Raw genomic sequence first — 23,356 nt, 5'->3', positions numbered from 1 at the left:
CGTCACATGCCGTAAACTCGAAACCGGCCGCTTTTATCGGTTGCCGGGAGTTTTAGAAATAGCGGCGGTTTGAACGGCTTTCGGTCAGTTCGCGCACCGCATCGCGGAATTCGCGCAGGCTGTCGCGGATTTCATCGATCTGGGACTGCTGATCGGCGTCCGGTTCCTGAGGAGGATTCGGTCCCTGCCCAACCGGAGGCATCACTGGCTGTTGAGTGGGGCTCGGCGGTGTCTGTGCATACCGATCCTCAGGGTATTCGGTCTGGCTGGCATGGGAGTAGGCCTCCGCCCGAGGAGCCGGATACATCGACTGGCGCGGAGTCTCCCGCTGGTACTTCGGTTGCGGATCTGCGTTCCCTACCGGCTTTGTCGCCTGGGCGACGGGGGGCGAGACGGGCTTGTCGGCGCGCATCGTGGCAGGCTTCTGCTGTTTGCCTGGAAGAAGCCCGCCTATGGCTGAAAGCACTGCGCCAACCGGTCCGGACCGTTCGGTCCCAACGTCGACGGCCTGGGGCCTCGAAACTTGCGGTGCAGCCGGTGGCCGCGCGGCCGGTGCGGCCGGCGGCGGCGCGGCCCGATAGGCCTTGTCGTCGAAAGCCGGCCTGCTTTTGTCGGTCTTGCTCCGGGACCGGAACGCCGCGGTTTCGCGCACGCTCTCATAGGCGCCGCGCATGCCGCCGAGGCCGATGCCGGCGGCCAGCCCGAGCAGCAGTCCGGCAAGCGCAATCACGGCGCGCGACGGCCCGTTTGGTTCGAGTGGGGGTCGAGCCTCGGTCATCAGATTGATGTTGGTGGTGTTGATGTTTTCCTGTTCGCCGGTCTCCTTGGCGCGCAGAAGATAGCGCTCATAGACGGAACGCTTGGCCGCGGCGTCACGCTCCAGTTCGCGCAAGCTGACCAGGTCGTTGTTGACGTCGCCGCTCTGGACCTTTGCCTGCGCCAGGCGCGAAGCCAGATCCTGCTCGACCTGGACCGCGCGCTTGAGGTCGACCTGCAGTGAAGAGGAGATACGACGAAGTTCGCCGGCGATGCGCTCGCGCGCGCCATCGAGCTGGGCACTGAGCGCCTGGAATTCGGGATGGCGCGGCCCAAGCCGTACCGCGGCGCGGTCGGCCTCCTGCTTCAGCGTCGCATATTGCGAGCGCAGTTCGCTCATCATGTTGGAGTTGATTTCTTCCGGCAAGGTGCCGTTGAGAACCGAATTCACGTTGATCGAACGCGTCGACGCCGCTCGCGCATTGAGCTCCAGCGTGCGGGCGCGGGCAACGGAGAGTTGCTCGTTGACCTTCAGCATCTGGTCGTCGCTGATCAAATGGCCCTGCGCGTCGATAAGACCATGCGTGGCCCTGAAATCCTCAACTTTGCGCTCGGCCGCCTCGACACCCTTGCGCAAGTCATCGAGCTTGGACGTCAGTTGGTTCGTCGCGCGTCCGGCCATGTCGAACTGGTAGTTGGCCGCCTCCTCCTGGAAGACGGTTCTCGTCGTGTTGGCGATGTTCGCCGACTTCTCGGCACTTTGGGTGGTGGCGCTGATGGAAACGACAAAAGTCTTGCCGCTGCGCTCGACCGACAGGCTCTCGGCCAGGTTGCCAACCGCCAGCGCCTGGCGGCGAATGTCATCGTCGCCGCCAGGTCCATCCTGGCGTGACAGTATCGAGCGGATGAGCGACATGACGCCAAGGCCGCCGGAACCTTGCCCGTTGAACTCCGGATCGTTGACAAGATTGAGATCCTTGACGACCTGGTCGAGGACCTTGCCGGACGACACCATCTTGATCCGGGTTTCGACGACGGCCAGCGCGGCATCGGGCTGCCCGACCGGTTGAGTGAGATCGTTGTCGGAAAGCTTCAGGTCGCCCGGCTCGATGACCACTTGGGTGGTGGCTTCGTATTTCTTCGGCGTCGACAGGGCGATGGCGATGCCGAGCGCCGCACCCAGTATTGTCGTCGACAGGATCAGCAGCTTCGAACGGGCAATGCCGCGAACGACATGCGCCGGATCGATCAGCGGCTTCCATTCCTGCCCGTCGTCATCAGCCCCTGCGGGCCGCCGCTCTTCGCTGGCGTATCGAGGCTCGAAGGCGGCTTTGGCGCGGTAGTCCTGGGAGGGGCGGACAACTGGCTCTTCGCGCGGCCCGGCCTGCGCGTAACTGTTTCGAGCCGCCCAACCGTCCTCGGGCGAGGCCTCTTCCAAAACGGGGCCGCCACCGGGCTGATACTGGCCGGGCTCTGCCGTGGCCGCAGGCGGGTTCGACCGCGCCTCGCGTTGTGAGCGGGCGAGACGGTGGCGTGCGGCGGCATCCTCGCGCCATGCCGGGTCTGCCCGGTCGCCGATCGACACCAGCGACGCGTCGGCCTCGTCCTCGCCACGCATGGCCTGACCGAGCGCCAGCAGAGAGCGCTCACGCCTCCAGTCGTCTCGGTTTTCCCTGTCGACCATTTTCTTGGAACTTTACTGTTCGGCGGCTTGGGAAAGGCGTCGGCCAATCGTTAAGCCACGCTAAACAGGCATAGGAAACAAATGGTTAATTTTCGGATGAGGAAGGCAGAGTTTTCGCGCTTTGATTGCATCGTTTTCAGGTGCGATCGAGGCGTCCAGAACCGCACGTTAAGCTTTCCGGCCTATGTTCTGCCGGACACATGACCCAAGCCAGTGACATACCGCAAAGGCGGACCTTCGCCCGGATCGGCACCTTCGTGGCCGCACGGCGGAAGCTTGTCATCGACTATTTCTCCGCCATCAGCGGCGCCGGCGGGCGGCTGGTGTTCTCGCTCGCCTATTTCATCGCCTTGGCCAACACGCTGTCCATCGCCGAGTTCGGCATGTTCGCCACCGCATCGGCGGCTGGCGTCATGCTGTCGCGCATCCTCGCCTTCGGCTTCATCTCGGCGCTGTACCGCACCGCCACCATCCGCCCCAATCTGATCGGCACCTTCAGCGCCGGCTTCCTGCTGCTTGGCGTCGTGTCGCTGCCGTTGCTGGCCGCCGCCTCATACGGCGTCTACCTGGTCTTCTTTGCCAGCACCGTGCCGCTTTCGGTCTTCGCGGCCATCGTCTTTGCCGAGGCGCTTTTGTGGCGGCCGGTCGAGGTGGTGCTGATCGTCAACAACGGCCTCGGCAAATTCGGCCGCGCCGCCGTGCTGACGATCCTGGCGACAGCGTTGCGGGCCGCCAGCGCCGTGCTGTTCATGTTTGCGGTGCAACACACGGTCGGCGTCTGGTCCTGGTACTATATCGGCGCCAATGCCGTTTCGCTGATCATCGCCTTCGGCTTCTTCTATCCGCGCCAGCGGCTGAGGCTGCGCACCGAGCTCTACCTCAGGCGGATTGCCGATTCGATCTACGTCGCCGGTGCCGAGGTGCTGTTCTATTTGCAGATGGAGTTCGACAAGCTCCTGGTGCTGGCGATCGGCGGGCCGCATCTTGCCGGTATCTACGCCATCATCATGCGGCTGGTCGACCTGACGGCGATCCCGATCCGCACCTTCTCGATGATGCTGGTACAGCGGATGATGCGGGCGCCGGAACTGCTGTCGCGGCTGGCGGTCAAGAGCGGCATAGAAGGCGGCGTGTTCCTGGTCTCGACGCTGGCGCTGGCGGCGCTCGGCATCGTGCTGCATTTCTTCCCCAATGCGCTGGGCAGGAATGTCGCGGAGGCGGCACCGCTGGTGGCGCTGGCAATCTGCGTTCCAGGACTGCGCAACCTGGTCGAATACCAGGCCGAGCTTCTGTTCGCGCGCGGCCAGACGGCAGTCAGGGCGCTCAACCTCGGCCTGCTGGCCGGGCTGAAGGCGGTGCTGTTGACCTATGTGCTGACCGCGATCGCCGACACGCCCAATCTGGTGCTTTCGCTCAACATCGTGTTCCTGCTGCTCTATCTCGCGTCGGCGCTGCTCACCTATTCGGCGATGCGCAGGCCGGCGAAGGCAATCTAAGACTTACCCAGCCCGATCAGACGGCGGATGCGGCCGATATCGGTGCCGATGAAGGACTGCATGCCGATCGCCACCTGCTGCGGCGCCATGGCAGCGACGAAGCGGCGGAACTCGTCGTCCGACAGCGCCTCGCCGGTCCAGTGGACGCGGCAGAATTCTTCCGACCCGTGGAAATGGCCGGCGCCCTCCAGCACCTCGTCGACATAGCGGCCGTAGATCATGCATTCGGAGAATTTTCTTTTCGAGCCGACGACCTCGACCCAGCTGCGGCCATGGGCTTTCTCGATCCGGTCGCACATCGCCGTTACGGTTTGCCGGCGCCAGGCGATCAGCGTCGAGATGTAGTCGTGCGTCGAAACCTTGGATCTATCGATGCTTAGCGCCGAACCGGCGTTGCGCGACCAGATGCGATGCTCCTCATGCCCTTCGCCGGACAAGACGCCGTCACGCCGGAACAGCCGCACCTTGCCGTCGCGACAGAAGGCGCTCAGGTCGAACGACTTGACGAAGGCAACATCGGAATCGCAGAAGACCAGCACGTCTTCCTTCGCATGCGCCGCGATGGCGATGCGGCGAAGCTGCTGCACATGCCAGCCGCGCAGCGGCTGGGTCTTCAGGCTGAGCCAGACGCGGCGGCGAAACAGGCTCGCCGGATCGTCGACGACACGCAGCCAACGCGGCAAGAGGTCCCGCTCGTCGACGACAGTGCGGCTGCCGGTCTCCAATTGGCGAAACAGCGCCACGTCGCGGTGCTCGACCAGGATGTAGTGATGCGCGACACCTGACACCTGGCCGTCCATCGTTTCGCACAACAGACGGCAGCGCTCGAAATCCGGCGCATAGCTGGCGGTCACGACCGCGGCCGTCGGCGTCTGCCGCAGCGGATCGGACCCTGCGGCGGCGTCAGGCACGAACCGGCTGTTCAATGGTTTGCTCCGGGGCCTGCTCCGGCGCCCGAGAATTTCTGCCCGACGACGCGCCACAGGAACAACGGGTTGCCGACCACGTAGCGGCGCCAGAGGCGGCCGGGCTCGATCCACAGGCGAAACAGCCTTTGGAGCCGCAGACGACGCATCCACAGCGGTGCCCGCGGCACGGTGCCGCTGAGGAAATCGAGCAGCGCTCCGACGGCGATCGGCAGCGTGCAATGGCGCTGGTCGATGTGGCGCGCGATCCACAGTTCCTGGCGCGGCACGCCCATGGCGACGAGCAGCACGTCGGGCCGCAGCATTTCGATCTTGTCGACGATAGTCGGCTCCTCGGCGGCGGAGAAATAGCCGTCATGGATGACGACGAATTTGTGCTGCACGGCGAGCGCCGAAAGCTTCGACGACGCCGCCTCGGCGTTGACGCGCGTCGCGCCGAGCAAGCCGACGGTCAATGGCCGGGACGACGCCTTCAGGAAGGCCGGGATGAAATCGGTGCCGTTGAGATTGTCCGGGAACGGCGCGCCGTAGAGCAGCTTGGACGCCATGTCGACACCGACGCCGTCAGGCAGGATGAGAAAGTCATCGAGCGCTTCGGCAAAGGTCGGGTCGGTATAGGCGATGTTGGCGTTGTGCGCGTTGAGGAAGCTGACCTTGGTGAAGCGCCGCTCTGCGACCAGTTGTGCAAGCAAGGCGATGGCGTCGTCCCAACGGATGGCGAGAACCGGAATGCCGAGGATCGTCTTCAACAGGTCGCGCCCGATGGGGGCGCGGGCGGTGTGCATATTCATGCAAACACCTCCTGCCTGACCGGACCAAGCTTGTTCAGGCCGAGCCTGATCGCGGCGTCGAGCGCCCTCACCTGGCGGCGATGGAAAGCGCCGCCATCGACATCCCTGACAGCGGAAGCAGCAGTTTCGAGTGCCGCGGCGAAGGCAACGGGATCGTCCGTGACGACGCAATTGTCCGGCCGGTGATCGATGCCTCGCAACGAGCGGCTGGTGGCGACTGAAGGCAGGCCGAGCTCGAAGGTCTCGATGGTCTTCAACTGCACGCCGCTGCCGGCCGTGCTGATCAGCGGAATGATGGCCGCAGCGCGCACGAAGGCTTGCGCGTCAGGCACGCGGCCGACGAATTGGACACCGGGATGCGTGGACGTGATGCCGGACGGCATACCGCCGGCGATCCTGATGCGGAAGCCAGGCCTCAGATGCGGCACCACCTTGCCCAGGAACCAGTCGAGCCCGATGCGGTTCGGCTGCCAGGTCCAGGTGCCGATCAGTGCTGCGTCGCATTCGATGCGGCGCTGGCCCGTTCCTGCCGGCGCATCGGCGCGGGTCACCAGCGGCAGCACCACCGAGCGATCGTCGGAGGCGACGCCAAGCGCTACGCGGTCTTCATCGGCCAGAGTGAAAACGAAGCGAGCCCGGCGGCAAAGCCGGTCTTCCACGTTCTTGAGCAGCCGTGCCTCGCGGCGAAACAGCAGGCGCTGGAGAATGCTGCCCGCGGCGGCCGCATTTTCTTGCGCCGAGCGATGTTCGACATTGTGGGCGACGAAGATCGAGGGACGGTCGCCGAACAGCTTTTCGAAGGCGCCGGCGAACTGCACGGAATTGAGTACATAGCCGTCGAAGGGCCCGGCGCGCTCGACGGCGGCGCGGACTTCCGCGTCGGAGACCACGCGCAGCTTGACCGATGCGAAGGTGAGACCTGACAGCACCGCCCTGGCAACCCAGGCGAGCTTCTGCAGCGGCGAGGCGCTCTCGGTGCGCACGTCGACGGCGCCAAGCACGATTGTGTTTTCCGGATCGGCGGCAGGCTTTCCCGGCCAGGTGAAGCCGATCACGGTGACGCGCGCGCCGGCGCGCTGCAAAGCAGCGATGATCGCGGCGTTGGCGATTTCGTAACCCGAAGCGAGAGCGCCGTCGGGCACGATCGATGTGGCGAACAGCAGATGCATCTCACCTATCCAGTGCAGCCCAGATAGCAAAGCGGGGTGAACCCTTGATTAAGTGAACGCAATCGAGGCCGGGAGTCTCGGTTTTGCGGGCTTCGCCGCGAAAGGTGATTAACGAAACGTTATCACCGGGGTGCTATCGAGAACCAAAATCACCAGGCGGCTGGACACGGATGATCCCATTGCCATCGGACGGTTCGGTATCGATCGCGGGACGGTCTCCGGGGCTCGCCGCCGAGACCATCGAAGCTGTCGTCACGCTGCCGACTTTCAAACGGCCCGAACAGGTGCTCGCGACGCTGGCGTCGCTCAAGGCGCAACAGACCGCCAGGCGCTTCGCCGTCATCGTCATGGAAAACGAGGCCGAGGCGCGCGACGGCGCCAAGGCGGCGCTGCCGCTGTTCGAGCGTGGCGAGATCGCCGGTATGGTGATCATCGCGCATGAGCGCGGCAATTGCAGCGCCTACAATGCCGGCTGGCAGACCGCGATCGTGCATTTCCCCGACTTTGAGCATCTGCTGGTCATCGACGACGACGAGATCGCCGACCCGTTCTGGCTGGAGAACATGTGCAAGGCGGCCGAGACGCTCGGCGCCGACATTGTCGGCGGCCCGCAAGTGCCCGTGTTTGCCGAACCGGCGCATGCGAGATGGGCGGAACACCCGGTCTTCGCGCCACCCTACCGGGAAACCGGGCTTGTTGCGGCGCTCTATTCCTCCGGCAATTTGCTGGTCGGGCGCAACGTGCTGACCGCCATGGGGCCGCCCTTCCTCGATCTCAGATTCAATTTCATGGGCGGCGGCGATTCCGATTTCCTCAGCCGGGCGGCGCAGAGGGGCTTCGTGCTCGGCTGGTGCGCCGAGGCGAAGGTACAGGAGACCGTTCCGGCCCGTCGTGTGGCGGCCGACTGGATCCGCGCCCGCAGCCTGCGCAACGGCGTGATCTCGACCCTGGTCGAAAAGAAGAAACGTGCCGGCAGGCCGCTTGCCGGCGCCAAAGTGTTTGCGAAGAGCCTGGCACTGCTTGCCGCCTCGCCGCTGCGCGGCGCGGTCCGGCTGGTGCGGACCGGATCGCCGGCGACGGCACTTTACCCCATCCATGTCGCGCTCGGCCGCGTGCTCGCCGAATTCGGATATGCCAATGAGCAATACCGGCAGCCTGAGAAGAACTGAGCGCGCACCGCTCAGCGCGGCGTTCACGCGCGAGGGCGTGGCGACGGCGATCGCGGCGCTGCTGTTCACCATGATCCTGGTGTCCTTCCGCCCCTTTCAGCCGGCCGGCGCCCAGCTCACCGGCGAAGGCGGCGACATCGTCAACCAGCTCGGCTTCTCGTCGCTCGGTGCGATCTCGATCTTCTCGCTGATGGCCTTCGCCGACCCGCGTGTGGTGCGCTCGCTGCTCAGCCCGTCCTGGATGCTGATGCTGGGCTGCTTCATGCTGTCGGTCATACTGGCGACCGATCCGCCGTCGGCGATGCGCGCGGCATCCTTCACGCTGATCGGCATCCTGACGATGGCGACTATCCTGGTGCTGCCGCGCGACGGCGAGGCTTTCTCGAAAGTCATCATCTTCACCGCCATCGTCGTCATGGGCCTCTCCTACCTCGGCCTCATCGTCTTTCCGCACGAGGCCATGCACACGGCCGACTCGCAGGAGCCGGAGCATGCCGGCCTGTGGCGCGGTGTGTTCACCCACAAGAACATCGCCGGGCCGATCATGGCCTGCTTCAGCTTTGGCGGCCTCTATCTCTATCGGCGCGGGCAACGCTGGTGGGGCGCGATAATCTTCTGCGCGGCGATGATCTTCATGCTGCATACCGGCTCCAAGACGACGGCGGGCCTGGTGCCGTTCTCGATCCTGATCGTGGTGCTGCCGAGCTTGATCGGCATGCGGCTCGGCACGCCGATCCTGTTTGCGGCGGCAATCATCGCCACGGCGGTCGGCACGCTGGGTATCGTCTTCCTGCCGCCGGTGAAGCATCTGGCGGCGATCTATTTTCCCGACCTGACCTATACCGGGCGCACCACGCTGTGGGAGTTCGCCGGCGACATGCTGGCGAAGAAGCCCTGGACCGGCTACGGCTATGAGAGCTTCTGGGGCACGCCGCTGCTGCTCAACCAGGACCAGCCCTTCGACCGGCCCTGGGATATCAGAACCATCGTGCACGGCCATGACGGCTATCTCGACATTGCCGTGCTGATGGGCATCCCGGCGCTCTGCGTTGCGATCTACGCCTTCCTCATTGCGCCGCTGCGCGACTATATGCGCATCCCGCTGCGCAAGGAGAACATCTACCTCGGCGACTTCTTCATGATGGTGGTGCTGTTCGCGGCGCTGAACGCCTTCCTGGAAAGCTTCTTCTTCCACCGCGGCGACCCGGTCTGGCTGTTCTTCGTGCTCGGCGTGCTTGGTTTGAGGCAAGTATCGCTGCGGCCGATTGCGGTGCGGCCTTCCTGATCGCTCCTCCGGCGAGGGCTTTCCCGTCCCGCCGCGAGCGTCTATTGAGAGCCATCTTCGCGGAGGTTCTTCAATGACGATCAGGCTCGTTCTCGCCGGCTGCGGCAATATGGGTTACGCCATGCTTTCGGGCTGGCTGAAATCCGGCAAGGTTCCCCCGGCAGCAGTCTTCGTTGTCGAGCCCAATGACGATCTGCGCAAGCGTGCCGAAGCACTGGGCTGCGGCGCGGCGACCAATGCCGCTGCAATTCCGGCGGATGCGGTGCCAGCGCTTGTCGTCATCGCCGTCAAGCCGCAGGTAATTCGCGACGTGACCGCCGCCTACAAGCGCTTTGGCGACGGCCGCACCACCTTCGTCAGCATCGCCGCCGGCACACCTGTCGCCACCTTCGAGGCGATCCTCGGCCATCGCGCGCCGATCGTGCGCTGCATGCCGAACACGCCGGCGGCCATCGGCAAGGGCATGATGGTGGTGTTTTCCAACCCGCTGGTTTCCGACGACGCCAGGCGTTTCGTCGCCGACCTGCTGTCGGCGAGCGGGGAAGTGGCCACCATCGACGACGAGAGCCTGATGGACGCGGTGACTGCAGTGTCCGGCTCAGGGCCGGCCTATATCTTCCATTTCATCGAGGCGCTGACCGTGGCGGCAGAGAGGGCCGGGCTGCCGACCAAAACCGCCAAGCTGCTCGCCATGCAGACCGTTTATGGCGCCGCATCGCTGGCCGCCGAAAGCGGCGAGGAACCGGGCCTGCTGCGCCAGCAGGTGACCAGCCCCAACGGCACCACGGCCGCCGCCCTTGCCGTGCTGATGGGCGAGGAGCGGTTGACCAAACTCCTCACCGAGGCGGTGGGAGCGGCGCGGTTGAGGTCGATAGAGTTGGGGAAGTAACCCTTAATTTGACCCGTACAACATCTCGTCCTGCAGCCGGCGCAGGGCGAACAGCCTGGTCGTCTGGTCGGGCGCGGCGTTGTCGGCGGTCAGCAACTCGCCCTTTTTGACCGGCTTCAGCACCTTGCCGCCCTCGAGCAGTCCGACGGGCACGGCGCGGTTGGCGCGGGCCTCGCCGACGGTCATGGTCCAGGATCGGTAGCAGGTCTCACCGATGGCGTCGAAACTCTCGCCGGCGGCGAGATCGCGCTTGGCGACCGCGCAGACCTCGGCCACCGGCTTCGGCAGCGGCACCATATCGGGCCGGCCGTAGAGCACGATGCGGGCGGCGGTCAGCGGCACCTCCAGCGAGGTCAGGTGATAGGGCCGGAAGAAGCTGTAATAGGGGCCGTGGCCGACATGGAGATCGTCCATGCGCTCGATGACGCGCGGATGCGTCGCCTCGACAATGACGAAGACACCGGGCGCGACGCCCTTGCCGACCGTGTAGTCGACGACACCCTTTTTGGAGAGAATGCCACCATCAGCCTTCGGGATCAGCACCTTGGCCAGTTCATCGCGGTCGGCCTTCGGGCCGTGCATGCCCGGAACATCAGGCACCAGGCCGGTGGCGTTGGCGATGGCGCACATCTCGACCATGGTCTTCGAGCCGTCGACGAACTCGACCAGCATGCGCGGGTTCATGTTGCGGCGGATCGCTTCCTCGCGATAGTCGTCAGGCACGGCGTCGTGGTTGAGCGGGTTGTTCTTGCCCTTGCCGGCCGAGACGATGGTGTAGCCGAGCGCGGCGGCGAACTCGATCAATTCCATGCAGCTCGACGGCTCGTCACCCGCGCCGACCGAATAGACGACGCCGAGCCGGTCGGCCTGCTGCTTGAGGTAGCAGCCGATGGTGACGTCGGCCTCGACATTCATCATCACCAGGTGCTTGCCGTGCTCCATCGCCTTCAGGTCGAAATCGGCGGCGACACCGGGCTTGCCGGTGGCGTCGATGACGACGTCGATCAGTGGACTGGTCACCAGCATCTCGTTCGAGGTGATGGCGATTTTTCCATTCTCGATCGCGGCGGTGACTTTCGAGGCCGTGTCCGCTTCCAACGCCATCGCCTCGTCGCCATAGGCGATGCGGATGGCGTCACGGGCGGTATGCGGACGCCTGGTCGACACCGCGCAGACCGAAATGCCCGGCATCAGCATGCCCTGTGTCACCAGATCGGTGCCCATCTCGCCGGAGCCGATGACGCCGATGCGCACCGGCTTACCTTCGGTGGCGCGCCTGGCGAGGTCACGGGCAAGCCCGGTCAGGGCGACATTTGTCATACAAGAACGTCCACGCTTTTGCCTTTGGCCCGCAATACAGGGAACGATCCCCGTTTGCCAACAAAACCAGCCGCTCGTGACAATTTGTTGCGCACGCTTTGCAGAACCCGAATAGATTTTGCGCAGCGATTTGCAGGCTTCTGGCTTTCGTAGCGCGACCGGCTAATGTTCGGGAAGGGAGACTTCCAGGGAGGACGAGATGACAGCGGAATTCACGCCGAAATTCGATCTGGCAGGCAAGGTGGTTCTGGTCACCGGCGCCTCGCGCGGCATCGGGCGCGCCTGCGCGCTGGCCTGCGCCGGCTCCGGCGCCGACATGATCGTCGGTGTGCGCAGCGCTGCCGACGGCGCGGAGCTTGTCGCCGAAATCGAGCGCATCGGCCGCCGGGCGCTGGCCGTGCGGATGGATCTCACCGATCTCGCTACGGTGCGAAAATCTGTCGCCGAGGCGCACGCCGCCTTCGGCCGCATCGATGTGCTGGTCAACAATGTCGGGCTCGGGCCGGAAAACCTGGCCGAGAACGTCACCGAGGAAGATTTCGACCTCACCGTCAACGTCAACCTCAAGGGCACGTTCTTCACCACGCAAGCAGTTGCAAAACTGATGATCGCGCAGAAATCCGGGCGCATCATCAACATCAGCTCGCAGGCCGGCACCGTGACGCTGAAGGGCGAGGCGATCTATTGCATGAGCAAGGCCGCGATCAATCACCTGACGCGCTGCCTGGCCGCCGAATGGGCGCAACACCGGATCAACGTCAACAGCGTCGCGCCAACCTTCATCTGGACTGACGGAACACGGCCATCGCTGGCCGAGCCCGACTTTCACGCGCATGTGCTGGGGCACATTCCGCTTGGCCGCATCGGCGACCCGATCGATGTCGCGGGAACAGTGGTGTTCCTGGCCTCGCCGGCGGCGTCGATGATCACCGGCGCCAATATATTGGTCGATGGCGGGTGGTCGGTGGCGTGAGCGACCAGGCTTGCAGGCCAATCGTCTCAAAGGATTGAGCTGACGCTGAGAGAAATCATTGCACTCCCGACTTATTTACCAAAGGGGCGCATTACTGCTGAAATGCTGCAGCAGGGTCAGTAACGGCGACCGGGCGGCTTCGCGGGTGCGGGCCTGCAGTTTTCCAGGAGACTCGTGCTTCTGGCCCGATTCGCGCCGAATAGCAGTGCGGCGACGCAAGGCCTATGTGCCATTTTTGCTACATCTATTGGGTCTAATGGCGCGAACGCCCGGTTTTAGAGGCCTCTAAATCATTAAGTACTCACATCCTTTGAAAATCTGATAGATACTCGCCGCAAGCTCCGGTGGCAGGCTTGGGCAATTAAGCGCCAAAAAAATAACAAGGCGCGGGGAAAGTCACGGGGTAGACATGAACAGGACGGGTAAAGTGACCGTCGGCTGGCGTATTGCGCTTGCCGTGACGGTGTCAATGCTGGCTTGCGGAAGCGCCGGCGCACTCACGCTCAAAGAAGCAATGGCAGTCGCCGTCGAATCCAATCCGGAGATCGGCCAGGCGATTGAAAACCGCGAAGCAATCGAATTCGAGCTGCGCCAGGCGAAAGGTCTTTACCTTCCCAGCGTCGATCTGGAAGCGTCGGCAGGCGCCCGGCGCCTCGACAATCCATCCCGGCGCGCGCTTTCCATCGAGGACGACGCGCTCTATCCCGTTGAAACCGATCTTACGATTTCGCAGACGCTCTATGACAGCGGCGCAAGACGGGCCGAATTGACCCGTCAGGCGTCGCGCGTCGACGGCGCTTCGTTCCGGGTGCTGGAACGGTCCGAATTCATCGGGCTCTCCGTCGTCCAGGACTATCTGGAATACATGCTGCAGGCGTCGATCGTTGCCGAGGCGAAGAAAAACCTCGGCTTCCACCAGGCTATACTCGGCGATATCCGGCAGGGCATCGACGGCGGGGCGCTAAACGACGCCGACCGGCAACAGGCCGAGGAGCGGCTGTTCGCCGCCAAGGCGCGCATGCAGGAAGCCACCGAGGAACTGGAAGCGGCCAAGATACGCTTCTTCAAGACCGTCGGAAAGCCGCTGACCAACGCTTCGAGGCCGGGCGATGTCTCCGCAGCACTGCCGAGGTCGCTCGATGAAGCAATCGGGCTGGCGCGGGAAAGCAATCCGCGCGTGCACATGGCCAACAGCGACATCGACGCGGCGGCCTCCCTTGTGGACGCGGCACGGGCGAAATTCGGACCCTCCATCATCGCCGAAGGTCGCGCCCGGGCGGGGACTGACATCGATGGCGACGATGGCGACACCAACGACCTGCAAGCGCGGCTGGTGCTGCGCTGGAACCTCTACCGCGGCGGCATCGACAAGGCCAACGAACAGGAACAGATCCGCCGCTCCAGCGAACAACGCCTAGCGCTGCATCAGGTCCTGCGCGAGATCGAGGAAGCTGTCCGCATCTCATGGGATCGCCGCTTCCGGCAAGCCGACCTGGCCAAGACGCTGCGGCAACAGGCTGCCGCCAACGAACGGCTGGTCGCGTCCTATCGCGAACAGTTCAAGGTTGGCCAGCGATCGCTGCTCGACGTGCTGGACGCGCAGAACACGCGGTTCAACACGGCGACGCTGGCGGATACCGCATCCTACGCGTCGCTTTTCGCCCAGTATCGGCTGCTGGCGGCAACGGGACAGTTGCTGAAGACGATGAACATCCAGCCGGCCAAACAGGCCGCGGCCTATGCACGGTCCGAATTCGCCGTGCCAGCAACCGCCGACACCGAAACCTATGCGCGGACGCCGTCGGAGCAGAAGAACGATCTGCCCTTCGACATCCTCGCTCCGGTCCGGAAAAAGCAGCCGATGTAAGATCGATCGCGGGTCCTTCGGGAGCGGATCGTGAACCAGCAGCCCAATATCCTGTCGCCCAAAGAGGCCTTCAAGGCCTGCTTTTCGGCCGTTGCCGCCTATCTCGGCAGGCCGAGCGCGGAGACCGTGCTGTTCGCCGGCGTTCCGATCGCGGAGACGCGCATCGAGGCCGGCGACATCAGGCATCTGGCCGAGCGCATCGGCCTGGAGGTCGCGGAATTCAACCACCGCGATTTCGTGCGCGGTCGCTTCGACCTTCCGGCCATCGTCTTTCGCGCCAGCCAGCTGCCAGTCGCCCTGCTCGCGGAAATCGAAGGCGGCGACTATCTGACCGCTCCCCAGGAGAACGGTCGCACCACGATCGGCAAATCCGAGCTGGTCGAAAGCTATATCAGCGGCGGCGCCTCTTTCTCGATCACCTATGCCAACACCACCGAGGCGATGAAGGTCGGCTCGGCGGCGAAGATCGAAAGACGGCACTGGCTGACCGGAACCATGGGCGCGTTCTGGCGCACCTATTCGAAGGTCGTGCTGTCGGCGGTCTTCATCAACCTGCTCGCCATCGCCTCGCCGATCTTCACCATGAACGTCTACGATCGGATCCTGCCGAACAAAGCGGTCGCGACGCTCTGGGTCCTGGCGCTCGGGATCGGCGCCGTCATTGTGTTCGACCTGCTCTTGAAGACGGCCCGCGCCTCGCTCATCGACTATGCCGGGCGCAAGGCGGATCTGCGGATTTCGTACCTGCTGTTTGAAAAAGTGCTCAATTCGTCGCTTTCGGCGCGGCCCAGTTCGACGGGTGAATACGCAAACCGGGTGACCCAATATGAGTTCGTGCGAGAGTTCTTCACCTCCAACACCATCAGCGTCTTCATCGACACGGTCTTCGTCTTCGTCTTCCTGCTGGTCATCTATGCGATAGGTGGCTGGCTGGTGATCATACCGGCGCTGGCCTTTGTGATTTCAGTCATCGTCGGCCTGATCACGCAGCGCCGTATCGGCAAGCGTGTCGCCGCCTCGATGAACGAAGCCGCGCAGCGCCAAGCCCTGTTGGTCGAATCCATTTCGACCCTCGAGACGATCAAGTCGCTGCGCGCCGAGGCCTATCTGCTGCGCAAATGGGGCGAGCACTCCAAGAATGCTGCCAACACGTCGGAAAAGATCAAGCAGCTTTCGGCCGCCGCCGGCAACATCACCGGATCCATCCAGCAGTTGGTGACCGTCGCGCTGGTCGTGGCCGGCGCCTACGCCTTTTCCGCGGGCTATGTGTCGACGGGCGCGATCATAGGCACTGTCATGCTGGCCAGCCGGGCGGTGGCGCCGCTTGGCCAGATCGCCATCACGCTGTCCAGGTTCCGCCAGGCCCTGCTGTCGCTGCGAATAGTCAACGCGATCATGTCTCAACCGGAGGATCGGCCGGATACCGTCGGCTTCGTCAACCGTCCGATCCGCAACGGCGCGATGGTCTTCAAGAATGTCGGCTTTGTCTATCCGGGGTCGGAGAACGAGGTTCTGAGCGGGCTGAACATCTCCGTCAAACCGGGCGAGCGGGTGGGCATCATCGGTCGCATCGGATCCGGCAAGACAACGATGGGGCGGCTGATCGGCAGGCTTTTCCTGCCGACCTCGGGAGAGCTGCTGCTCGACGGCATCGACATTCGCCAATACCACCCTTCGGAGGTTCGCGCCGCAGTCGGGATCGTTGCCCAGGCCGGCGATCTGTTTTCAGGCACCATCAAGGAGAACCTCCTGATGGCGGCCCCGGAAGCCACCGACGAGGAGATCATCGACGCCGCGAAGGCCGCCGGCGTCGACGAATTCGTCTCCCGCCACCCGCGCGGCTACGACATGAATGTCGGTGAGCGCGGCACCAATCTCTCCGGCGGCCAGAGGCAGGCAGTGGCGATCGCGCGCCTGCTTTTGACCAAGCCGAAGATCGTTTTTCTGGATGAGCCGTCGGGGTCGATGGACCTTGCCTCGGAACGGCAGTTGATCAGGCAGCTCAAGGTGGCTTTCGAGCGGAACACGACGCTGATCGTCTCGACCCACCGCTTCAGCATGCTCGAACTCGCCGATCGCCTCATCGTCATCGATCAGGGCCGGATCGTCGCCGACGGGCCGAAGGAACAAGTCATACAGGCGCTACAGAAGAACAGCGCCTGACAAAACGGATTATATTGAACCATTTCAATATAATGGGACGTGGTAAATGCTTGCAAGGGAAGACCGCCCACCGCTGTTTGCGTCGGCGTCCATATTCATCATCGGGGCGCTGTTCGTCTCGTTCGTAGGCTGGGCGTCGTTCGCCGAAGTCGATGAAATCGCGCGCGGCGACGGCAAGGTCATACCCGCATCCAAGACCCAGATCATCCAGGCCAGCGAGGCCGGCGTGGTTCAGGAGATCGCGGTGAGGATCGGCCAGGTGGTCAAGAAGAACGACCTCATCATCCGGCTCGACAACACAGTCAACACCTCCAGCCTCGGCGAACAGCAGGCCAAGGCGCGCGCATTGCAGGTGCGCATCGCGAGGCTCAAATTCGAGCAGGCCGGCAACCTTTCCGGTCCCTTTCCGTGCCCGGCGGAAATCCAGTCGATCGCCCCGGAAATCTGCGACAACGAGCAGAAACTGCTCATCGCACGTCGCGGGAATTTCGACAACAAACTGTCGGTACTCAAATCGCGCCTCGACCAGCGCGAGAAGGAGCTGAACGAAGCAACCGCCAACGCCGACCGCCTGTCCAAGAACCTTGCCATCAGCGACCAGGAGGCAAAACTGGTCGAAGCGATGGTCAAAAAAGGCCTGATGGCAAGGACCGAGCAGATCCGCGTCGACCGGGAGCAGGCTGAACTCAACGGCCAGCTGAACCTGGCCGGCGAGACCATAAAGAAGGCCAAGGGTGCCATCACCGAAGCGCAGCTGCAGGTCGACGAGCTCGGTCTCCAGCTGCAACAGGAAGCGCTGGACGACCTGACCCAGGCGCTGGCCGAGCTTTCGGTGGTGGACGAGACCATTCGCGGTGCCACCGACAAGGTCGCGCGCACCGACATCCGTTCGCCGGTGGACGGCATCGTCAACACGATGGAGCTGAACACGGTCGGCGCCTTCGTGCAGCCCGGCGCCGTCGTCGCCGGCATCGTGCCCACCTCCGAGACCCTTTTGGTCGAAGCGCGGGTTTCGCCACGCGATGTCGCCTTCATTCGTGAGAACCAGGATGCGCTGATCAAGGTCACCGCCTACGACTTCTCGATCTTCGGCGGCATCGAAGGCAAGGTCTCGAACATCACCGCCGACAGCCTGGTCGACCAGAAGACGGGCGAACCCTACTACCAGGTGCGCGTCGCGACGGACACGTCGACGCTGGAAAGGGACGGCAAGGCCTATTCGATCATCCCGGGCATGATCTGCTCGGTCGACATCAAGACCGGGCGCAAGACGATCCTGAACTACCTGCTGAAGCCGATCAACAAGGCGCGCCAGGAGGCCATGAGTGAACGATAGCTCCGCCCTTCCCGCCACCCAAGGCGAGCGGCTGATGCTGCCGCTTTCGGCCGATGATTTCGGCCCGGAGTTCCGGGTCGTCGCACGCGGCGGCATACGCCGCGGCATTCGCCTGGAACGCGCGTTCTGGGCGTCGCTCAAGCAGATGGCCGAAGCCCGGAAATGCACGATCGGCATGCTGGTCGACGAGATCGCCGAAAGCCATGCCGATCAGGGAAACCTGACGTCGGCGATCCGGGTCGCCTGCATGCGCGGCATGGCGGAAGAAAATCTGATGCTGCGAAAGCTCGCCTCGATCAGGACGATCAACGCCATTCTGGTCGCCTGTCCGTCGCCGGCCTTCGCGCTGTCATCGTCGAAGAAGATCCTGACGTTCAACGCGCCGTTCCAGCAGCTGGTCAAGCGGCAGCTGCCGACAGCACCAAACGACGATGCGCGCCACGACCTCAAGCTGGCGCTGGACCTCAATGTTGCCGACATATTCGCGCGGCTCGATACCAATGGCGAGACGCCGGTCGCGACCGGCTTCGTCATCGGCGCCGGCGAGCGCCGCTACCGGGGTCAGCTGAGCGCGGTGCGCGCGCCGGTGGCCGAACCTGAATTGCTGATGGCGTTCGTCTTCAACGGCTAAAGCAATTCCAGGAAAAGTGCGCCACTCACTGCGGGCCGAGGCGGGTCGGTGTCGTGTCCGCGGAAACCATTTCCGGCTGCAAGCCTTCGCCAGGAGCGACCGTCGCGAAACCGCCCTTGATGTCGGCCATCTCGGCACCACCGGTTCTGGAGCCATGGATCCAGGCCCGATCCATGCTGAAGGAATAGAGCGGAGCATAGTCGGGGAGATCGCTGTCGCGCCGGACGGCGTTGCCAAGACTGTCGAGGATGAAGGCGCCGCTGGCCGTGCTCACCGACAGCACAGCGTGAAAGAACTTCCTCTTGCGATCCTGAAGGACAACGAGCGACATGCTCTGCGCCGGAATGCCCGCCTGCAGCAGCGCCGTCATCTTGAGGATGGCGAAATCCTCGCAGTCGCCGGCGCGCCGCTCGAGGATTTCCGAAGGTTTCGCCCAATAGTCCAGCTTGCCGTAGACGGCGCTGTCCTTGCGGTAGGCGATCAGGCGATTGATGCTGGTGTTGACAAAGGCCAGCTTGTCGCTGAACCCCTTGGCCTTGGCCGCGTCCACCATCGCGACGAACGCTGCGTTCTTGCGCTCGCACGCACTGCCCGCCGAACAGCCGACGATCGCCTTGTAGACGGGCGCCCAGCGAGCCGCGACCGGGAAGTTGCGCATCGAAAGGGCAACCGAGCCGAAGACGCCCGGGATGATCGCCGCCGTCTGCATCGGGTCGATGCCGGTATTGGCTTCTGCCATCGAAGGGGTGTTTGCGCCATCCGCCTCGGCAGGGGCGTAACTGCCGGAGACGGAGCCGACGCGGTAGGGCGCGGCAGGCTGCCAGGGCTGAGGCCTCGCCAACGAAACGCCGCCCAGGCTGGACGGCGCCTGGAGCCTTTCGAGCAGCGCACCGGCAGGCACCGAATCACCCGACATCGCGCTCGCCAACGACGAATGCGGCAGGCCCGCAAGGCCGATCGCCAGCAGGAGAATCCTAAACGGGGCTGATGCCGGAGAAGCTTTTTTTATTGTCATAACGCCCACCTTTGACTGTGGACGCTACCAGTCTCGCCTCAAATTATTGGAAAGGAAGGTAGATAAGTTTCCAGCAATTGGTTTTGTCTACTTTATTTAAAATTCTAATTTAATTTATACTTATATTGACCTAATGGCCGCAGCTCGCCGGCCGCCGAAAAGGGATCACGAAAGGCAAGATATAGCTGGCTATATGGCAGCGGTTTACCATGCGTAAAAAATGCTCATGCCTGTATAGTCTAATATATGAAATAGATTGAAGGACTGTTGCAAAGGAGAGGCCACCCCTGTCTCTTTCCGGGAAATACCGGAGGGGTTTCAGAGATGACCACCAATATCGAGTTGGACAATTTTTCGGGTTCCTGGAACGAGCATTCGGCCTCCAGCGAACACAATGCCGCAACGGCACCGGCAGAGATGCAGGTCGCCCAGGCAGCGACGGGGGAGCCAGCCCCGGCAGCAGCCGATCCGGTTCCGGTCGATGTTGGCAGCGGCGCACCCGTGCAGCCGCAAGTGCCCGCGGCAGCGGCGGCAAACCCACCAGCGGCAGACGCACCTGCTGCGGCGGCAAACGCGCCGGCAGCACCTGCGCCGCAGGACTATGTGGCCGACGCCAGCAACGTGGTGAGGCTTCCAGCCAATGTCTCGATCGACAACATCCGTGTCGACGGCCGCAATCTGGTGCTCGAACAGCCCGACGGGTCGGTGATTGTCATCAAGGACGGCGCCCTGAACGTGCCGACCTTCATCCTCGGCGATGTCGAGGTGCCGCGGGTTGCCTTGATCGCAGCGCTGGAAGCAAGCCATGTCGATGTCGCCTTCGGCGCCGATGGCTCGATCTCGGCGGGACCTGGCAACGGCCCGGACAGCGCCGGTGGAAACTTCGCGGTTCCTCCGGGCGGCATCGGCGACGGGTTCGACCTCTCGGCATTGCTGCCTCCGACTGCCTTGCAGTTTGGGCAATTGGACCGGCGCGAGCTCTTCCCGTCTATTGTGGACAGGCAAGTTTCCGTTGTGGCCACGTCATTGCTCGCCCCGGACGAGGCGGCCAGCGAAACCGGCCTGGACGGAGGCCCGGCCCAATCGCCAGGTAGCGACGCGCCGAGCGACGCGGAAACCTCCAGCATCGGAACGATCAACATCGACGCACCGGACGGTATCGGCTCGATCGTCATCAACGGCGTCACCGTGAGCGGCGTCGGGCAGCAGATCCAGGGCCAGTTCGGCTACATCACGATCGTCTCCTTCGATCCGGGCACCGGTGCCATCGAATACAATTACACGGTCACCGAGTCGGTCACTCATCCTGAGCACACGAATGGGTTCGACCCCAACGACACGGTTCCGGACAATTTCAGCATCACGGTTACGGATGTCGATGGCGATACGGCCAGCACCACTTTTGCCGTCGCCATCATCGACGACGTGCCGACGGCGGTAGCCGACATCGACAGCATCGCGGCCGGCCAGTTCGGCCCGGCGACCGGCAATGTGCTGGCCGGCGGAACCGATGGCGCCGACGCCAACGCAACGGACGGCAATGCCGATACCGAGGGCGCCGATGGCGCAGCCGTGGTTGGCGTTGCCGCCGGCAACACCAATACCGATGTCGACAATGCCGCCACGCTCGGCGTGCAGATCCAGGGCACTTACGGCAAGCTGACGCTCAATGCCGACGGCACCTACTCCTATGTCCGCGACGCCGGCACCGCCGGCGGCGTCAACGACGTTTTCACCTATACGATCAAGGACGGCGACGGCGACACCTCGCACACCACGCTGACCATCTCGATCGGCAACTCACCGCCTGTGATCACCGACCTGACGCCGGAAGCCGGTGGCGGCGACGTGACGGTGGATGAAGAGGCATTGAATGTCGGCACGCCGGGCGGACCCGGCTCTAATCCGGCAAGCACGGCCGAGACCGGTGCGGGCACCTTCACGATCTCCTCGCCGGACGGCGTCGCCGCGCTGGCAATCGAAGGCCACAACTTCATCACCAATGGGGCGTTCACCGCCGGCTCGTTCACGACCGCGCTCGGCAACACGCTGTCGGTGACGGCCTACAATCAAGCCACAGGCGAAGTGAGCTACACCTACACGCTCAACGACAATGAGGTGCATGCCCACGCCCTCGACCAGAACAGCCTGTTCGAAAACTTAACCGTAACGCTGACCGACCAGGACGGCCAGAGCGTCAACGGCACGCTCGTCGTCAACATCGTCGACGATGTGCCGACGGCAAGTGCGGAAGCCTCGCAGAACGTCGCCGAGGGCGCGACGATCACCGGCACACTGGACTTCGTCGCCGGCGCCGACGGCGCCACGGTGACGCATATCGACGGCACGGCACTCATCTTCGGGGGCGACGGCTACTCCCAGGCGATCGACATCGGCGATGGTTCGATCAAGGTCAAGGCCGACGGCAGCTACTCGTTCACCGCCGACAATCCGGTCATCGGCACGGGTGGCGCATCGGCGACCTACACGGTGACCGACGGCGACGGCGACACGGCGACGGCTGGCATCAGCTTTGCGGTGACGGATGCCAACCATCCGACAACCGGCACGGCGGCGGCCTCTGTCGACGACGACGGGCTTGCCGGCGGCAATGCGGCAAGCACGACGGGCGACATCGCGGTTCCAAACACCGATGGCGACAACAGCGAGGCGACTTTCTCCGGCACGCTCGGCGGCAGTCTCGGCGGCGACGGCGCCGGCGGCTTCTCATTTGCAGCGCTGGACGGCACCAATGGCACGGTTGGCCAGGAGAACGTCACCTACAGCTGGAACTCCCTCAACAATACGCTGACGGCGACGGGCCCGCGCGGCGACCTGTTCTCGGTTCATGTGACCGATCCGGCGACCGGCGCCTACACGGTGACGCTGCTCGACAACGTGCTGCAGGCACAGGGTCCCAATGACGAAAACAACGCGACGGCCGACCTGGGCTACGTCATCACCGATGCCGACGGCTCGACCGCATCGGGCACGTTGACGGTTACCTTCAATGACGATGCGCCCACCGCAAGCGCGGAAGCTTCGCAGAACGTTGCCGAAGGCACGACGCTGACCGGCACGCTGGATTTCGTCGCCGGCGCCGACGGCGCCACGGTGACGCATATCGACGGCACGGCGCTGGTGTTCAATCCGGCTGACAGCAACTACTCGCAGGCGATCGACATCGGCGATGGCTTCATCAAGGTCAAGGCCGACGGCAGCTACTCGTTCACGGCTAACAGTCCGGTTGCCGGTACGGGTGCGGCATCGGCGACCTACACGGTGACGGACGGCGACGGCGATATCGCGACGGCCGGCATCAGCTTTGTGGTGACCGACGCCAATACGCCGACGAGCGGCTCAGCGGCCGCCTCTGTCGACGATGACGGGCTTGCCGGCGGCAATCCGGCGAGCACGACGGGCGATATCGCGGTTCCGAACACAGATGGCGACAACAACGAAGCGACGTTCTCGGGCACGCTCGGCGGCAGTCTCGGCGGCGACGGCGCCGGCACCAACGGCTTCTCGTTCGCGACGCTCAACGGCACCGACGGCACGGTCGGCCAGGAGAACGTCACCTACAGCTGGAACTCCCTCAACAACACGCTGACGGCGACAGGCCCGCGCGGTGACCTGTTCTCGGTCCATGTCACCGATCCGGCGACCGGCGCCTACACGGTGACGCTGATCGACAACGTGTTGCATACGGGCGGTCCGAACAATGAAGACAATGCAACGGTCGATCTCGGCTATGTGATCACCGACGCCGACGGCTCGACGGCACCGGGCACACTGACGATCACCTTCAATGACGATGCGCCGTCGCTGACGGTCGGCACGGTTGCGGATGGTGGCCTGACGCTGGTGACACAGGATGCCCAGACGA

General features: G+C 63.9%; 16 protein-coding genes. 10 read left to right on the top strand and 6 right to left on the bottom strand.

What is annotated here, in order from left to right:
• Window positions 1-52 precede the first annotated feature (52 nt).
• The gene (locus tag DH08_RS24905; protein ID WP_192181814.1) at window positions 53-2,440 is read right to left on the bottom strand and encodes a GumC family protein; all 2,388 of its coding nucleotides are present in this window, start codon (window positions 2,438-2,440) and stop codon (window positions 53-55) included.
• 200 nt (window positions 2,441-2,640) lie between these two features.
• Here DH08_RS24905 and DH08_RS24900 point away from each other — a divergent pair, with 200 nt between their 5' ends.
• Complete coding sequence (locus tag DH08_RS24900) at window positions 2,641-3,936, top strand: lipopolysaccharide biosynthesis protein (protein ID WP_192181813.1); 1,296 nt, start codon at window positions 2,641-2,643, stop codon at window positions 3,934-3,936.
• On the opposite strand, the gene DH08_RS24895 is transcribed toward DH08_RS24900, so the two are convergent.
• From DH08_RS24895 to DH08_RS24885, 3 genes are read right to left on the bottom strand one after another with little or no spacing between them, the layout of a single operon-like run.
• Window positions 3,933-4,862, bottom strand: a complete 930-nt coding sequence (locus tag DH08_RS24895; protein WP_192181812.1) for a DUF6492 family protein — start codon at window positions 4,860-4,862, stop codon at window positions 3,933-3,935. The genes DH08_RS24900 and DH08_RS24895 overlap by 4 nt on opposite strands.
• The gene (locus DH08_RS24890; protein ID WP_192181811.1) at window positions 4,859-5,653 is read right to left on the bottom strand and encodes a WecB/TagA/CpsF family glycosyltransferase; all 795 of its coding nucleotides are present in this window, start codon (window positions 5,651-5,653) and stop codon (window positions 4,859-4,861) included. Before DH08_RS24890 ends, DH08_RS24895 begins: the two co-directional genes overlap by 4 nt.
• Window positions 5,650-6,822, bottom strand: coding sequence for a glycosyltransferase (locus tag DH08_RS24885; RefSeq protein WP_192181810.1), 1,173 nt, complete (start codon window positions 6,820-6,822; stop codon window positions 5,650-5,652). The genes DH08_RS24890 and DH08_RS24885 overlap by 4 nt, the downstream gene beginning before the upstream one ends.
• 170 nt (window positions 6,823-6,992) lie before the next feature.
• On the opposite strand from DH08_RS24885, the gene DH08_RS24880 reads away from it, so the two are divergent.
• From DH08_RS24880 to proC, 3 genes are all read left to right on the top strand, one after another.
• A complete protein-coding gene (locus DH08_RS24880) occupies window positions 6,993-7,991 on the top strand; it encodes a glycosyltransferase family 2 protein (RefSeq protein WP_192181809.1) in 999 nt (332 codons plus the stop codon).
• Window positions 7,960-9,276: an O-antigen ligase family protein gene (locus DH08_RS24875; RefSeq protein WP_192181808.1), complete on the top strand. Its 1,317-nt coding sequence runs from the start codon at window positions 7,960-7,962 to the stop codon at window positions 9,274-9,276. Before DH08_RS24880 ends, DH08_RS24875 begins: the two co-directional genes overlap by 32 nt.
• Window positions 9,277-9,349: 73 nt before the next feature.
• Entirely contained in the window at window positions 9,350-10,165 is an 816-nt protein-coding gene (proC, locus tag DH08_RS24870; RefSeq protein ID WP_192181807.1) for a pyrroline-5-carboxylate reductase, read from the top strand.
• A gap of 3 nt (window positions 10,166-10,168) precedes the next feature.
• Here the strand turns inward: proC and DH08_RS24865 are convergent, their stop codons facing one another.
• Window positions 10,169-11,485, bottom strand: coding sequence for an NAD(P)H-dependent oxidoreductase (locus tag DH08_RS24865; protein WP_192181806.1), 1,317 nt, complete (start codon window positions 11,483-11,485; stop codon window positions 10,169-10,171).
• A 199-nt stretch (window positions 11,486-11,684) separates the two neighbouring features.
• Between DH08_RS24865 and DH08_RS24860 the strand changes: the two genes are divergently transcribed.
• From DH08_RS24860 to DH08_RS24840, 5 genes are all read left to right on the top strand, one after another.
• Window positions 11,685-12,458, top strand: coding sequence for an SDR family NAD(P)-dependent oxidoreductase (locus tag DH08_RS24860; RefSeq protein ID WP_192181805.1), 774 nt, complete (start codon window positions 11,685-11,687; stop codon window positions 12,456-12,458).
• A 409-nt stretch (window positions 12,459-12,867) separates the two neighbouring features.
• Entirely contained in the window at window positions 12,868-14,325 is a 1,458-nt protein-coding gene (locus DH08_RS24855; RefSeq protein WP_192181804.1) for a TolC family protein, read from the top strand.
• Between the two features lie 30 nt (window positions 14,326-14,355).
• Window positions 14,356-16,488, top strand: a complete 2,133-nt coding sequence (locus tag DH08_RS24850) for a type I secretion system permease/ATPase (protein WP_192181803.1) — start codon at window positions 14,356-14,358, stop codon at window positions 16,486-16,488.
• Between the two features lie 46 nt (window positions 16,489-16,534).
• Window positions 16,535-17,824 carry an HlyD family type I secretion periplasmic adaptor subunit gene (locus tag DH08_RS24845; protein WP_192181802.1) on the top strand — a complete coding sequence of 430 codons (1,290 nt, stop codon included), beginning with the start codon at window positions 16,535-16,537 and terminating at the stop codon, window positions 17,822-17,824.
• Between the two features lie 34 nt (window positions 17,825-17,858).
• Window positions 17,859-18,455, top strand: coding sequence for a ribbon-helix-helix domain-containing protein (locus tag DH08_RS24840; RefSeq protein ID WP_210328874.1), 597 nt, complete (start codon window positions 17,859-17,861; stop codon window positions 18,453-18,455).
• A 25-nt stretch (window positions 18,456-18,480) separates the two neighbouring features.
• Here DH08_RS24840 and DH08_RS24835 read toward each other — a convergent pair whose 3' ends face one another.
• Window positions 18,481-19,371, bottom strand: a complete 891-nt coding sequence (locus DH08_RS24835; protein ID WP_246800998.1) for a transglutaminase-like cysteine peptidase — start codon at window positions 19,369-19,371, stop codon at window positions 18,481-18,483.
• A 423-nt stretch (window positions 19,372-19,794) separates the two neighbouring features.
• Here DH08_RS24835 and DH08_RS24830 point away from each other — a divergent pair.
• Window positions 19,795-23,356: beta strand repeat-containing protein (locus tag DH08_RS24830; protein WP_210328873.1), on the top strand; the 3,562-nt coding region annotated here is incomplete at its 3' end.

The organism is Mesorhizobium amorphae (assembly GCF_014843845.1).
In the GTDB taxonomy this organism is placed as follows: Bacteria; Pseudomonadota; Alphaproteobacteria; order Rhizobiales; family Rhizobiaceae; genus Mesorhizobium; species Mesorhizobium amorphae_A.
Note: the sequence above shows the minus strand (reverse complement) of the source record. Positions and strands in the feature narration are given on the sequence as shown.

Excerpts from the sequence above, each read along its gene's own strand:
- DH08_RS24860 (WP_192181805.1), top strand. The coding sequence starts at position 11,685 with ATGACAGCGGAATTCACGCCGAAATTCGATCTGGCAGGCAAGGTGGTT.
- DH08_RS24845 (WP_192181802.1), top strand. The coding sequence starts at position 16,535 with ATGCTTGCAAGGGAAGACCGCCCACCGCTGTTTGCGTCGGCGTCCATA.
- DH08_RS24885 (WP_192181810.1), bottom strand. The coding sequence starts at position 6,822 with ATGCATCTGCTGTTCGCCACATCGATCGTGCCCGACGGCGCTCTCGCT.
- DH08_RS24835 (WP_246800998.1), bottom strand. The coding sequence starts at position 19,371 with ATGTCGGGTGATTCGGTGCCTGCCGGTGCGCTGCTCGAAAGGCTCCAG.
- proC (WP_192181807.1), top strand. The coding sequence starts at position 9,350 with ATGACGATCAGGCTCGTTCTCGCCGGCTGCGGCAATATGGGTTACGCC.
- DH08_RS24880 (WP_192181809.1), top strand. The coding sequence starts at position 6,993 with ATGATCCCATTGCCATCGGACGGTTCGGTATCGATCGCGGGACGGTCT.
- DH08_RS24875 (WP_192181808.1), top strand. The coding sequence starts at position 7,960 with ATGAGCAATACCGGCAGCCTGAGAAGAACTGAGCGCGCACCGCTCAGC.
- DH08_RS24905 (WP_192181814.1), bottom strand. The coding sequence starts at position 2,440 with ATGGTCGACAGGGAAAACCGAGACGACTGGAGGCGTGAGCGCTCTCTG.
- DH08_RS24855 (WP_192181804.1), top strand. The coding sequence starts at position 12,868 with ATGAACAGGACGGGTAAAGTGACCGTCGGCTGGCGTATTGCGCTTGCC.
- DH08_RS24900 (WP_192181813.1), top strand. The coding sequence starts at position 2,641 with ATGACCCAAGCCAGTGACATACCGCAAAGGCGGACCTTCGCCCGGATC.
- DH08_RS24890 (WP_192181811.1), bottom strand. The coding sequence starts at position 5,653 with ATGAATATGCACACCGCCCGCGCCCCCATCGGGCGCGACCTGTTGAAG.
- DH08_RS24865 (WP_192181806.1), bottom strand. The coding sequence starts at position 11,485 with ATGACAAATGTCGCCCTGACCGGGCTTGCCCGTGACCTCGCCAGGCGC.
- DH08_RS24840 (WP_210328874.1), top strand. The coding sequence starts at position 17,859 with ATGCTGCCGCTTTCGGCCGATGATTTCGGCCCGGAGTTCCGGGTCGTC.